This is a genomic window from Carnobacterium sp. CP1 (assembly GCF_001483965.1).
In the GTDB taxonomy this organism is placed as follows: Bacteria; Bacillota; Bacilli; order Lactobacillales; family Carnobacteriaceae; genus Carnobacterium_A; species Carnobacterium_A antarcticum.
This window is the reverse complement of the sequence record NZ_CP010796.1, coordinates 2052961-2066817: the sequence shown is the minus strand read 5'-3', so window position 1 is coordinate 2066817 and position 13857 is coordinate 2052961. Positions and strand designations below refer to the sequence as shown.

The 13857-nt window shown below is 39.3% G+C and carries 13 protein-coding genes and 1 riboswitch; of the genes, 8 read left to right on the top strand and 5 right to left on the bottom strand.

Annotated elements, in window-relative coordinates; translation table 11 throughout:
• The first annotated feature begins 135 nt into the window (after positions 1–135).
• Complete coding sequence (locus tag NY10_RS09735) at positions 136–576, top strand: organic hydroperoxide resistance protein (RefSeq protein ID WP_058919773.1); 441 nt, start codon at positions 136–138, stop codon at positions 574–576.
• Between the two features lie 60 nt (positions 577–636).
• On the opposite strand, the gene NY10_RS09730 is transcribed toward NY10_RS09735, so the two are convergent.
• Positions 637–1086 (bottom strand): NUDIX hydrolase, encoded by a 450-nt coding sequence (locus tag NY10_RS09730; protein WP_058919772.1) that lies wholly within the window; start codon positions 1084–1086, stop codon positions 637–639.
• Positions 1087–1250: 164 nt separating this feature from the next.
• Entirely contained in the window at positions 1251–1769 is a 519-nt protein-coding gene (locus NY10_RS09725; RefSeq protein WP_058919771.1) for a folate family ECF transporter S component, read from the bottom strand.
• Positions 1770–1808: 39 nt separating this feature from the next.
• Positions 1809–1911, bottom strand: a riboswitch (THF riboswitch).
• A gap of 843 nt (positions 1912–2754) precedes the next feature.
• Between NY10_RS09725 and NY10_RS09720 the strand changes: the two genes are divergently transcribed.
• The 5 genes from NY10_RS09720 (at position 2755) to NY10_RS09700 (ending at position 7524) form a co-directional block, all read left to right on the top strand.
• A complete protein-coding gene (locus NY10_RS09720) occupies positions 2755–3828 on the top strand; it encodes a methionine ABC transporter ATP-binding protein (protein ID WP_058919770.1) in 1074 nt (357 codons plus the stop codon).
• A gap of 15 nt (positions 3829–3843) precedes the next feature.
• Positions 3844–4524, top strand: a complete 681-nt coding sequence (locus NY10_RS09715; protein ID WP_058919769.1) for a methionine ABC transporter permease — start codon at positions 3844–3846, stop codon at positions 4522–4524.
• Positions 4525–4571: 47 nt separating this feature from the next.
• Positions 4572–5399 (top strand): MetQ/NlpA family ABC transporter substrate-binding protein, encoded by an 828-nt coding sequence (locus NY10_RS09710; protein WP_058919768.1) that lies wholly within the window; start codon positions 4572–4574, stop codon positions 5397–5399.
• 43 nt (positions 5400–5442) lie between these two features.
• A complete protein-coding gene (locus tag NY10_RS09705; RefSeq protein ID WP_058919767.1) occupies positions 5443–6264 on the top strand; it encodes a MetQ/NlpA family ABC transporter substrate-binding protein in 822 nt (273 codons plus the stop codon).
• Positions 6265–6327: 63 nt separating this feature from the next.
• On the top strand, positions 6328–7524 hold the full coding sequence (locus NY10_RS09700) for an amidohydrolase (protein ID WP_058919766.1): 1197 nt from the start codon (positions 6328–6330) through the stop codon (positions 7522–7524).
• Between the two features lie 110 nt (positions 7525–7634).
• Here the strand turns inward: NY10_RS09700 and NY10_RS09695 are convergent, their stop codons facing one another.
• The 3 genes from NY10_RS09695 to NY10_RS09685 all read right to left on the bottom strand — a co-directional run bounded on the left by NY10_RS09695 (position 7635) and on the right by NY10_RS09685 (position 9894).
• Positions 7635–8000 (bottom strand): hypothetical protein, encoded by a 366-nt coding sequence (locus NY10_RS09695; RefSeq protein WP_156413291.1) that lies wholly within the window; start codon positions 7998–8000, stop codon positions 7635–7637.
• A gap of 514 nt (positions 8001–8514) precedes the next feature.
• Positions 8515–9495: an aldo/keto reductase gene (locus tag NY10_RS09690; RefSeq protein ID WP_058919764.1), complete on the bottom strand. Its 981-nt coding sequence runs from the start codon at positions 9493–9495 to the stop codon at positions 8515–8517.
• Between the two features lie 192 nt (positions 9496–9687).
• Entirely contained in the window at positions 9688–9894 is a 207-nt protein-coding gene (locus NY10_RS09685; RefSeq protein WP_058919763.1) for a hypothetical protein, read from the bottom strand.
• Between the two features lie 866 nt (positions 9895–10760).
• On the opposite strand from NY10_RS09685, the gene NY10_RS09680 reads away from it, so the two are divergent.
• Positions 10761–11843, top strand: a complete 1083-nt coding sequence (locus NY10_RS09680) for an iron-containing alcohol dehydrogenase family protein (RefSeq protein WP_058919762.1) — start codon at positions 10761–10763, stop codon at positions 11841–11843.
• A 142-nt stretch (positions 11844–11985) separates the two neighbouring features.
• A complete protein-coding gene (locus tag NY10_RS09675) occupies positions 11986–13647 on the top strand; it encodes a peptide ABC transporter substrate-binding protein (RefSeq protein WP_058919761.1) in 1662 nt (553 codons plus the stop codon).
• Positions 13648–13857: the final 210 nt, after the last annotated feature.

Here is a 13857-nt window from a genome sequence, read left to right as displayed (position 1 = left end):
CCGACCAAAAATTCAACGAATCCCTTATAAGAACTGCAGCTGCTATGCTTTTTTGTAAAGCGTTTTGTTAGGGTTTTCTTCCGTTCTTTTGTATAATCAATATGTACGATGATATCAGAAAGGAGTTTTTATTAAATGTCAGAATCAAAAGTTATGTACCAAACTACGGCTATCAATACAGGTGGACGTGACGGTGAAAGTCATTTACCAGATAAATCCTTCTCAGTTCGTGTATCAACTCCAAAAGCAATGGGCGGTCCTGGACAAGGCAGCAACCCAGAGCAATTGTTCGCGCTTGGATACAGTGCTTGTTTCAACTCCGCTCTAGAACATATGATGAAAGAAGAAAATGTTACTGGAAAGTCACAAGTAACATTGACCGTCGAATTGCTTTCCGATCCGACAGACAATGGATTTAAATTGGCTGCTAAAATTGAAGTAGCTGTTGAAGGCAAAAACACAGAAGAAACACAAAAATTAGCAGACAAAGCTCACGCTTTTTGTCCTTATTCAAAAGCCACCAAAGGCAATATTGATGCTACGGTGACAGCAGTTGAATACCAAGCAGACAAATAATTTTTAACATTCTTTACCAAAAGACCAGCTGACTATGCCAGCTGGTCTTTTACTATTTTTTTATTTTTTTTGGTTTTTCAGCCATTGTTCAACGGCCCACTGATGGCTGCCGCGCTTCAATTTTTTTAGGGCTTCCGTTACAGTCATCCATTCTAATTCATTAAAATCTTCTAACGGTTCACTCACAGCTTCCCATTTTTTAATGACATAAAAGTATGCTGGATTGTGGTAATACTGTTTGCGATGAGTAGAATAAAAATAATCTTCTGCATCGCCTAAATGGGGTCCTACTTCGATTTGGTAACCTAATTCTTCCAGAGATTCGCGTTGCAAGGTCTCTTCATCTGTTTCCTGATTTTCTTTTTCACCGCCTGGAAGCAAATACGATCCATTAGGCGGAGAAACCAGCAGCAGTTTGTCCTTTTCTGAATCATAGACGATTCCATATACGCCAATACGCAATTGGTAATCTACGTCTGCTTGCCGCTCTCCGAAAGTATAGGGTTTCATTTTTGTTGCCTCCATTTATTTGCTTTGAATTTTTTCACAAAACCATTCCTCATCTTATTCTCATTATTCTAACTTTTTTCTATAGAGGAGTCAATTTTATTCTTTCAAAAAAAGCATATCCTAAAAAGGACATACTTTTTGAACAACTATTAAATGGACAATTTTCACTGGATTCCCGTTGCTTTACGCAAGGTTTTGTTTTGCAACACAAAGTATAATAATGCCACATTGATTGGAGCCAGCACAAGGTTCTGAATCACTCGTGCAGGGAAAATAACATAGGCAGCTTTATCCAATAAAATGGTTAACCACCACGTGTTCAATCCCAAGTTGACGATAACGGCCACTAGAACTACTGCAAGAATCACTCGTCCAAGTGTTTTTGGCTTTTTGTACAAAACCAATCCATAAATCACGCCACCTAAAAAAGCAGATAACGTAAACCCTGGAAAAAAAAGTGCTGTCTTTGGAAAAAGTATAATTCCCATAAAATCAGTGATCGCTGCGGCCACTCCTGCAATCCAAGGGCCATACAACATAGCGATAATCGCTACTGGCAAAAACCCAAAACCAATTCGGACAATGGGAGTTTCTATTGAAACAAAGCGGGTCAATATAATTTCCAACGCCATCAACAAGCCAATAATCGAAATACTTCTTGCATCAAACTTACTTTTGTTCATTTTGAAGATCTCCTTTAAGAGCTCCCCACATAAAAACTATGCAGCGAATGCAGAAATAAAACCGCAAATTGCCAAGACAATTTTTCGTTTGAGGGCAACATCCCATCCCATCAACACTTAACGCTTTATTTCCTACTCTGTTTATTTTGTCATCGGAGATGCCTCTCCTTTAACAAATCCTACTATAGCATGTTTCAAACTCCTCTTCCACAAAACCTGCTATTTCTCCCACTCTTTTCCTCACATATGTTTTTCATCTTATTCTCATTTAATGGTTGACTTTCTCATTTTGTCCCTGTATATTTAAAAGCAAGTCAACTAACCAAACACTATGATAAGAAGAGTACGTTCCGACAGAACTTTTTAGAGAACCCAGTAACTTGCTGCAAATGGGGAAGGATGTCGAGCTGAAGATGGTCTTGGAGTGGAATGATGCAAACAATGATTAGATTCATTTTAGCTTATTCCGGGTGCACCCGTTACAGTGCCTCAGTTACATTAAGATGCAATAATCTTTTTAGACTGAATGAGGTAAAACCAGTGATGGTTTTATAAACTAAGGTGGTAACACGAAAGAGCTAATGGCTTTCGTCCTTAAAAAGAGACAGTTTTTCTGTTTCTTTTTAAGGACGATTTTTTATTTTAATAGTCTTAAACGCAGTGACGAGAAAAGTACTTCTATCGATTGCAACAACAGAGAGCCTGGCAGCTGAAAACAGGTTTGCAAAAGTAGAACGAAAATGGCCTCCGAGCGGGATACCAAGTGTCAGATAAGACCAGACATCAGGCTATCATGGGTGCACCCATTAACGTGCTCGAGTATCAGAACAATCTGTTCTTGTACTTTATAAGGAGTTATTTGCGAAAATAACTTAAACAAAGGTGGTAACACGAATGTTCAAGCGTTCGTCCTTTAATCTATTGCAAAGTAGATTATTGGATGAGCGCTTTTTTATTTCTACAACAACTATTAGGAGGCTATAAAATGATTTCATTAAAAAATGTCAGCGTCACATTTAACAGCAAAGAACAAGATATCCATGCAGTGAACGACGTTACCCTCACCATCCCAAAAGGTGAAGTATTCGGTATTGTGGGCTACAGCGGTGCTGGAAAAAGTACCTTGGTAAGAACGATCAATTTACTACAACGCCCCACAGCAGGTTCAGTTATCGTAGCCGATCAAAATCTGATCCAGTTAAAACCAAAAGAATTACGGGCTGCACGCAAAAAAATCGGCATGATTTTTCAGCACTTTAACTTGATGGCTTCACGGACCATTGCAGAAAACGTCGCTTATCCATTAAGGAAATCAGGATTGACCAAACCTGAGATCAAAGCACGTGTCGCTGAATTACTGGACTTGGTCGGTTTATCCGATAAAAGCAGTGCTTACCCTTCTCAACTTTCCGGCGGTCAAAAGCAGCGTGTTGCGATTGCTCGTTCACTGGCCAACGACCCTGAAGTTTTGTTATGTGATGAAGCTACCAGCGCATTAGATCCTAAAACGACCCTTTCTATTTTAGAATTGTTAAAAGAATTAAACCAAAAACTTGCTTTAACCATTGTCATTATCACTCATGAAATGCAAGTTGTAAAAGAGATTTGCCATCGAGTCGCAGTCATGGAAAATGGACATGTCGTTGAAGCTGGCGACATTGTTTCCATCTTCACTGAACCAACAGAACAACTCACTAAAGAATTTATCAGTACCGCTACTCACACGGATCGTGCATTAGCAAATCTGCTTAAACACCCGACCTTATTGAACTTGCAATCGGATGATGTCTTAGCCAATATTTCCTATGTCGGTGCAAGTACCAGTGAACCGTTGATTGCGGCTTTATCGACTCGCTTTGGAGTGACCACCAATATTTTGTTTGGAAATGTTGAATTTTTACAAGAAACGCCTGTCGGAAATTTAATCGTTGTCTTTTCTGGAGAATCCAGCCAGCGCAGCAAAGCTATTGCTTATCTGCAATCAAATCAGGTAAAAGTCAACTTGATCAATCACCAGCAAAAAGTCATTCAATTTAAAAAAGAAACCAAAGCTATTTAATAAGGAGGAAAAATTATGACGAATTTCTTAACAACTTACTTTGAAAATGTTATTCCTTTAAAAGATGAAATCATTGCCAGCACTCTTCAAACGCTTTACATGGTGGGCGTGACTGGCCTGATCGCAGGTGTTTTAGGCATCATTTTAGGTGTGATTCTCGTGGTTACGGATAACAACGGTATCCTAGAAAACGCACCGCTTTACAATATTCTAGATAAATTTGTCAATGTCTTCCGCTCACTGCCCTTTATTATCCTGATGGCTTTGGTCGTTCCATTAACGCGGTTTCTGGTCCACACTTCTATCGGAACAACCGCCGCTATCGTGCCGTTAGTGATTGGAACAGTGCCTTTCTATGCCAGACAAATTCAAATTGCTCTACTAGAAGTTGACCCCGGCGTCATTGAAGCTGCTCAATCAATGGGCTCTAGTCCGTTAGAAATCATTTTCCGTGTTTACTTAAAAGAAGGCTTGACCGCCATTATTCGCGTTTCTTCTTTAACCATTATCAACTTAGTCGGGCTGACTGCTATGGCAGGTGCGATTGGCGGCGGCGGTCTTGGCAACTTAGCCATTGCTCGCGGTTATAACCGATTCCAAGGTGACGTTACTTTGGTCGCTACGTTAATTATTTTACTGATTGTTTTCATCAGCCAATTTATCGGAAACCAATTGGTTAAAAGAACCACACATTGATCCAGTTTACAAAAACTAAAAAAAACAGAAAAAAGGGGAAATCAAAAATGAAAAAACTTAAAAAATTAGCTATTGGAACTATTTTGACAGCAGGAGTCCTGTTGACTGCTGCTTGCGGCAACGGCAATAAAGCAACCGGAGAAGAAACGACTACCGTTAAATTAGGAGTGGTTGGCGAAGTGAATGAACCTTGGGAATATGTTAAAGAACAACTTGCAGCAGATGGCATCAATCTTGAATTGGTCAAATTTTCTGACTACGCTACTCCAAACACTGCTCTGGCAGAAGGCGAATTAGATTTAAATTCTTTCCAAACCAAAATTTTCATGGAAGCTTTTAATGAAGATCACGGCGAAGATTTGACACCCATCGGCGATACGGTTATTGCCCCATTGGGAATTTATTCATCAGATTTAAAAGATATTAGTGAAATCAAAGAAAATGACACTATCGCCATTCCAAATGACGTTTCTAACGAAGGACGTGCTTTATTGTTATTGCAAACAGCAGGTTTGATTGAAGTGGACCCAGCTAAAGGCCAGGTCCCCGTTGTTGAAGATGTGACTTCTAATCCATTGAACCTGACCCTCCAACCGTTAGATTCTTCGCAAACAGCTCGGGCGTTAGAAGATGTTGCGGCTTCAGTGATCAATAGCGGCATGGCCGTCGATGCTGGATTTATCCCAACTGAAGATGCTATTTTCCTTGAACCGGTAACAGAATCTTCTGATCCATATGTGAATGCTATCGTTGTTCGCGGAGAAGACAAAGACAATGAGTTATACAATAAAATTGTTGCGGCTTATCAAACAGATGGTACGAAAGAAGTTATTGAAAAAACATCTAAAGGATCATCGATTCCTGTTTGGAAATAATCATTTACAGTTAAACTAACGCTAAAGGAGCTTGAATTCTACTATGAAAATCACTAAAAAATATTATTTATCTGCTTTACTTGTTTTATCCCTCTTCTTAGCAGCGTGCGGCCGTTCTGCTGCAGATGAAACACCTGTCGTTAAATTAGGTGTGGTCGGTGAAGAACAAGATGTATGGGAATTCGTTGCCGATAAGTTGGCAAAAGAAAACATCACACTAGAACTCGTTAAACTAACGGATTATACACAACCCAATACTGCTCTCGCCGAGGGTGAAATCGATTTGAATTCTTTTCAACATCAAATTTTTCTGGATACTTACAATGCTGAAAGCGGCAATGACTTAGTCACTATTGGGAAAACCTATATTGCTCCCTTAGGCCTTTATTCCAACGACTTAACTTCAATTGATGAAGTCAAAGAAAAAGATGTGGTCGCAATTCCTAATGATGTAACCAATGGCGGACGGGCACTACTGCTTCTGCAAACTGCTGGCTTACTGACCGTCGACCCTGCTGCCGGAACAACGCCAACTGTCAACGATATTACAGAAAATCCATTAGATTTAGAAATCAAAGAATTAGATGCTGCCCAAACCGCTCGTTCTCTGCCCGATGTTGCCATTTCTGTTATTAACAGCGGGATGGCCGTTGATGCTGGCTTTATCCCAACTGAAGATGCAGTTTTCTTAGAACCAGTAGATGAGAAATCTGATCCTTATATCAATATTATTGTCGCCAATTCTGAAGATGCAGAAAATGATATCTATCAAAAAGTTGTCAAAGCTTATCAAGCAGAAGACACCAAAGAAGTCATTGCAGAAACGTCCAAAGGTTCTTCTGTTCCTGCTTGGGATGAAAATTAATTCTATTTCCACTATTCATGACGTACTTGTTCCCCACTACTACAATTTGAAAGGATGATTTTCATGACCACTACATTGACCAGTTCGACCATTAAAGAAGAAGTCCAACAAGGAGCCGAAGACGTGATTGCCTTACGTCGCTACTTTCACCAACACCCTGAACCGAGTTTAAAAGAATATGAAACGATCAAACGCATCAAAGCAGAACTCGACAAGTTAGCGATTCCTTATGAAGCAGTTGGCGAAACGGGTGCTATTGGAACGATCGTCGGCGGAAAAGGTCCGGGAAAAACACTGTTGCTGCGAGCGGATATCGATGCATTAGAATTAGAAGATGCCAAAGATAAATCGTATAAATCCACGCAACCAGGATTGCATCATGCTTGCGGACATGACGGACATACCTCCGCTTTATTAGGCGCAGCCAAAATCTTGAAACAACACGAAGCTGATTTTTACGGAACAATCAAACTAGCTTTTCAACAAGCCGAAGAAATCGGAGCCGGTGCACGTCAATTTGTAGAGGGTGGTTTCGTTGAAGGAGTCGATCAAGTTTTTGGCCTTCATTTAGATTCGTCCGTTGAAACCGGCAAGATCGTAGCAACAGCTGGTCCGACCAACGCTTCTTGCGACATCTTTTCAATCACTGTTCGCGGTGAAAGCGGACATGCCGCTCGTCCTGATTTGGGACGCGACGCTTTACTGACGGCTGCAGCAATCACCGTCGAACTGCAAAGCATCGTCAGTCGTGAAGTTAGCCCATTAGATAACGTCGTTGTAGCTGTTGGTGTCTTAAAAGCTGGAACGCGGTATAACATCATCGCAAACGAAGCCACATTAGAAGGAACGGTTCGTACTTTTAGCCATGAAACACGCAAATTCGTTTTAGAAGCCGTGGAACGTATTGCACAGGATGTTGCAAAAGCACATCGTACAACGATTGAATTTAAAAACTACGATGCTGCTGCTCCGCTGATCAATCATCCAACCGCAACAAACCGTGCAGCTCGCATTGGTGCTGAAATAGTGGGTGAAGAAAATGTCATCAAAGACAACGAAAAAAGTTTAGGAGCCGATGATTTTGCTGACTTTTTAGCGGTTGCTGAAGGAGTCTACGCTCGTGTCGGCACGAAAAACCCTGAAGACCCAGACACATGGTTCGGCCACCATCACGAAAACTTCGATATTGACGAGCGTGGCTTAGCGGTTGCTACTGAATTACATGTCAAATATGCTTTGGGTTATCTAAACGACCTTTAATCCTATTTCAGAAATGACTCGAGAAAACCAAAAATAAACCGTCTCCCTCTCCACAAAGCAGAGGATTGGCGGTTTATTTTTATTTTTTTAAAATTAGATTTCCTTATTTTCTAACATTTGAACTGTTTCTTATTTATATTGCGTCTTCGAATAACTCCATAACTTACTCCTAAAACTGCGAGGATCAGGATGGTAAAAACTAATACCGCGTTTTTCTCTGTTGGGTATGGTGCAAGTGATTGTCCAACTAGCAGATTTGATAAGACTGAAGCTGGTATGAGTGTAATTAACAGAACATTCAACAGAGGACTAACCAAAATGGTAGTTGATTTAGACAACATTTTTCCAATACCATAAAGAATTGCACCAACGATTTGTATGATCATACCGCTTACGATTGCTTCGGAGGTCTGATGATCGTACCATGTGCTGAACGAAATGAGCAAACCTACGATCATAAATGCAGTCGACATCATTAACAATACCGTACTAGATAAAACAGCAGTACTTTTTTTCGACTTGTTTTCAATTTTTTCATTGCCTTCTTGAAAATCATCTCTCAGCAGATAATCTATCGAAGTATCAAAAAAACGGCTTATTTCTATGATGTTTTCTACGTCAGGTAAAGAAGCACCTCCTGTTTTCTATCTTAAGTTTACCATGATGCTTGGTTGCATCCCACCATCCATAGCTGGAAATCCCGCAACTGTTGGTTGCAAAAGTGTTTTCAGCTTCTGTTTCTCTGGCCATGTAAAAATCCGGTGTATATTCGGACTTTTCAAGAATAAACACAGTGAAAGAGGTTGGGACAAAAGTCCCAACCTCTTTTGCATATCCGAATATTTATTCTAGAACGTGTTCCAAAAAGCAGACCCGACGTCCACTTCACGAATAATGCTCGATGGTCTGTGACCATACTGCGCTTATTCGTTCCAGTGATTCGGGTCTAAACGCTTTTTGTCTCACTCCCCTTTTGAAATCCTATTTTTCTTAACTATACCCAACAATAGTATGTGGAGTATAAGGTTCTTCAAGGTAAGCTACTTCCTCATTAGATAATTTCACGCTTAAAGCAGTTACCGCATCTTCTAAATGAGCCATTTTAGTTGCTCCAATAACAGGAGCTGTAACAGCTTCTTTTTGCAGCAGCCACGCCAAAGCAATATGGACGCGTTCTACTTGTTTATGCGTTGCAAGTTCTGCTACTCTGTCTGCAATGACTTTGTCTACAGCTTCTGTGGAACCATATTTGGATTCAGCGATAAAATCGGTTTCGGATCTTTTAGTTACTTCAGTCCAATCCCTTGTCAGCCGACCTGATGCAAGTGGGCTATAAGGCGTTACTGCGATTTTTTGGTCTTCGCAGAAAGGCAGCATTTCTCTTTCTTCTTCTCGATACATCAAATTATAATGATTTTGCATTGAGACAAAAGGTGTCCAACCGTTCTGTTTGGCAACATTATTAGCTTTTTGAAATTGCCAAGCAGCCATCGAAGAAGCACCAATATATCTTGCTTTACCCGATTTAACGACATCGTGTAAAGCTTCCATAGTTTCTTCAATAGGTGTGTCGTAATCCCAACGGTGGATGATGTATAAATCTACATAATCCATATCCAAACGGTTTAAACTATTGTCTATTTCAGACATGATCGCTTTTCTTGATAAGCCTGATCCATTCGGTCTGTCGTTCATTTTCCCATGGACTTTCGTGGCAATGACCACATCTTCCCGGTTAGCATATTTTTTTATAGCTTTCCCAAGAATTTCTTCGCTTTTTCCTAAAGAATAAACGTTAGCGGTATCAAAAAAGTTAATGCCTAATTCAATGGCTTTTTTAATAATCTGAAGGCTTTCTTCTTCTTTTAAAGCCCACTTATGCAGCCATGTATCAGGGTCGCCAAAACTCATGCACCCAAGACAAATCGGTGAAACATCCATTCCAGTATTTCCAAATTTTATATAGTCCATTTATTTCCCTCCTAATTTTGATAAAACGAAAATTATTTTATTCTTCCATTGCCTTTTACAATCCCACTTAATGTTAACTCTAACGATCCTTAGAAAACCAGCTAAACAACTTTCGATTTGAATAATGAATGCTGCAATAGCTACCGCTAATTAAAACAACGCTTTCATTAGCCCGTAGTGTTCTTGTTAATTTCACTTAAATACCTTTTTGGGAGAAATCTTTTCAATTTTTTTATCAAGACCCGTTCCTACCATAAAAATAGATACTGGTATTAGCCATAGGGGAATAGGGAAAAAACCTTTGAAACTGAGGTTGCTTATAAAGTGAATAACTAAAGTAATTATGACTAATTCAATATAGCTTTTCAACATGTTGATTGCTGTTCCTTTAATCTTCATAATAGACACCGTCCCTTTTTTCGCTTCACTACAAGTATAGTTTAACTGATTAAAATAACATAACAATCGAACCCGTTGATTAAACGATAAGTTACAGTTGAATTGCATAAATAAGAATTAAAGCATTAGATATTAGAAACTTCCTAATAGAGTACGATAAAATTGCTATATCGGATTTTTAGAATAATCAGTCTTTTTTCAGTTTGTTTTTTTCCCATATCCTAATAACATTTACAATAATAATTGCCGGAATAAAATACAGGAATAAAGAAGGATAAGGAACTTTCATTAACATCAGACCTACTCCGAAGATTATTGCGATAATCAGTGATGCGTTAGTTAGCTTCATAGTTAAACTCCTTTTTTGTTTGTCATTCCATTATGCCTAAAATAATTTAGAATTAATAGGATATGTTGGTTTACAGTGTTTAATTCAAGCCGCTTCATTAACTTAAGATTACAATACGATGATAAAAAGGGTTGAGTTTTTAACCATAAAGCGTTATGCTATCATTATTAACTTATGAGAGGAAAGATCCCATGACATATTTACTCAACCAAACAGCTATTATTATTAGAACCAGGATTTAAGCACTGTAGGTTTTTTACAGTAGTTTAAGTCCTATTCACGCTTGTTTGGTTGAATGGGATTTAGATCACCCATTCATTTATTGAATAGGTGGTCTTTTTATTTTCTCGAAAGGATGTGGTGATATGGAAAGTGACATTAGTTTTATTAAATATTTAATGAAACTGAACTGTAGATACAAATTTCACCAGCACAAATTGGAACTATTCTTATGAATTTCCTACTGCAGTCTCTTTAGCAAGATAATCTCTTAAATAACAGAAAGAAGGTATTTATTATGCGTTTAAGTCAAGTTGTTCGTCCAGGTCCCGGTCAGTTTTTGTGTGAACCAGGAGCACTAAACTATTTAGATGAAAAGTTATCCTCTTTTGCCACTCCCGTTATCATCACTGGCGAGTTGTCATATAAAGCTTTCCAAAAATATTATAAAGGTTCTTTAGAATTACCTGTTTATCAGTATGATGGCACTGCTTCCCATGAAGATATGGCTCGCCTCTCCAAACTTATAGAAGGTACCGATTGTATAGTCGGAATCGGCGGTGGACGTGCTTTGGATACTGCAAAAGGAACAGCGGATTTATTACAAGTTGAGTATGTCACCATTCCTACTGTATTAGGAACCTGTGCTGCCTATACTCCACTTTCCGCCGTTTATCATCCTGATCACTCATTTAAAGTCGTTGATTATTACGAAAAAGCTGCTCTGTTGTGTTTAATGGATTTAGATTTATTGGTAGAATCTCCTAAAAAATATTTTATGGGCGGCATCGGAGATACGTTGGCTAAATGGTATGAAGCAGAAGGCATCACTCGACATGTAGCTACTGAATTGCCTGCTATGGTACAAGTCGGATTGAAAACTGCAAAAGTTACTCAAGAGCTGCTTCTAAAAGACAGCAAAGAAGCATTAGAAAGTTTGGAACGCGGTGAATTAACACCTGCATTCCAGCGCGTTGCAGAAGCAGTTGTGGCGATTGCTGGAACAGTTGGCGGATTTGCCGGTGAATATGGTCGAATGGCTGGAGCACATGCCATTCATAACGGAATGTCGCTCGTTCACGAAACCCATGCTTTTGAACATGGTGTAAAAGTAGCTTATGGGGTTCTTGTTCAGCTTTGGGCTTCCGGTGACCAAGCAGAAGTCCGAAAATTACTGCCTTTCTTTGTGGAAAACCAATTCCCTCATCGTTTTTCTGATTTTGGCGTAACTGAAGAAGTATTGAAAAAAGCTGAAAAAGTAGCTGCATTCGCTGCATCTGATGCTGAAACCTTTAATTTGGCGGTACCGGGAGTTACAAAAGAAGATGTGTTACAGGCAATGAAAGCTGTGGAATCTTTGACTCAATCGGTTGCAATCTAACCGGATAGACAATTCTTTGTACTAATGAGTCCTCAAACTAGTTGTTTAAGGATCCTTTCCCATCTCACAATCTATTGTTTGATGGGAGAATTTCATGACAAACACAGCTGTATTAAACTAAGTAGATAAAGGAGTAATAATAATGAAATTGTCTTACAAATTAGCGGCTTCAATTGGGGCTGCACTTTTATTAACAGCATGTAGCGGAAATGGAGACTCTTCAAGTTCAACGAGTACTGAATCCGCAAGCAGCACAAGCGTAAATCCCGAGGGGCAGGTTGTTCATTATACTGCACCCACAGAATTAGCTACCATGGATACTACTTTAATTACCGATAACAATAGTGCAAACTATTTAGGCCATGTTATCGAAGGGTTATTGAGGATCGACGAAGAGGGAGACCCCGTACCGGCAATTGCAGCTGAAGAAGGAGTTATCTCGGAAGACGGACTGACTTATACATATAAACTTCGTGAAGATGCTGTATGGTCTAATGGGGATCCTGTTACTGCCCATGATTTCGTGTATGGCATACAAAAATTAGTAAATCCTGACACTGGTGCATCGTATAGTTATTTAGCTGAAACCATTATAAATGCCAACGAAATTATGTCTGGAGAAAAAGATGCAAATGAGTTGGGAGTTACTGCTGATGGCGACTATGAAATTACTTTTAACTTAACGCAACCAACGCCTTATTTTGAATTCTTGTTATCCTTCACGGCTTTCTTTCCCCAAAATCAAGCCTTTGTTGAAGAACAAGGAGAACAATACGGCACATCTAGTGATGCAATCATCGCTAATGGTCCATTTGTATTGGAAAATTGGGATGGAACTGGATTAACTTGGGACTTAGTAAAGAACGAGGATTACTATGCAGCTGATGACGTTGCTTTAGACACTATCAATGTTCAAGTCATAAAAGAAACAAGTACCGCTGTTAACTTATTTGAAGGTGGCCAAGTTGATAATGCTCATCTAACTGGAGAAATGGTAAAACAGTATACTGGTGATGAAAATGTTGTCGTTCAAAAGAAAGCTCGAACAGCCTATTTGGAATTTAACTGGGATAATGAATACCTGAAAAATGCTAAATTAAGAGAAGCATTAGGTCTAGTTATCAACGCAAATGATTTAGTAAACACCGTTTTAGGTGACGGTTCTACTGAAATCGGCGGATTTTTACCAGCTGACTTTGTAACTAATCCAGCTACCGGTACTGATTTCGCTGAAGAAGCAGGAACGTTCCTATCTTACGACATCCAACGTGCTCAAGAGCTATGGGAAGAAGCAAAAACTGAACTAGGCGTTGATACCCTTACGTTATCTCTAGTTGGTGATGATGATGAGAAAAACAAAAAAATCAGCCAATATGTTCAAGGTCAAGTTCAAAACAACTTACCAGGTATCACCCTTGATTTGCGTAACGTTCCTAAGAAAAACCGTCTTGCTCTAGCTGATTCTCGCGACTTCGATATTCTTCAAACTGGTTGGGGAGCTGACTTCGCTGATGCCATCAACTTCATGGACCTTCTATACAGCGGTTCTTCATACAACGAAGGCGGCTACACAAATACCGATTTTGACGCTCTTATTGATTTAGCAAAAACAACGAATGCCAATGATGACGAAAAACGTTGGAACGATCTTCAACAAGCACATAAAGTCTTGACCGATGACTTTGCCTTCATTCCATTGTATCAAGAAGCAGAAACACAACTTCGTAATCCTGCTGTTAAGGGAATCATTCTCCACCCCGTTGGTGTAGAGTTTGACTTAAGTCGCGCAAGTGTTGAAGATTAAGCCTTGATAGGATAAATTAATTGAAACAGGTCCTCTAACGCTACAGCAAAAGCGTTAGAGGACCTGTTTGGTTACAACATATGATTTTACATAAACTAATTTTTTCGTAAGCTGACAAAAAAAATGGAATTGTCATTTTGCATTTATTTGGCAGTTTTTCAAGAAGATAACTTAATTTTAAATAATGAACCCGCCAGAATATTTCATCAG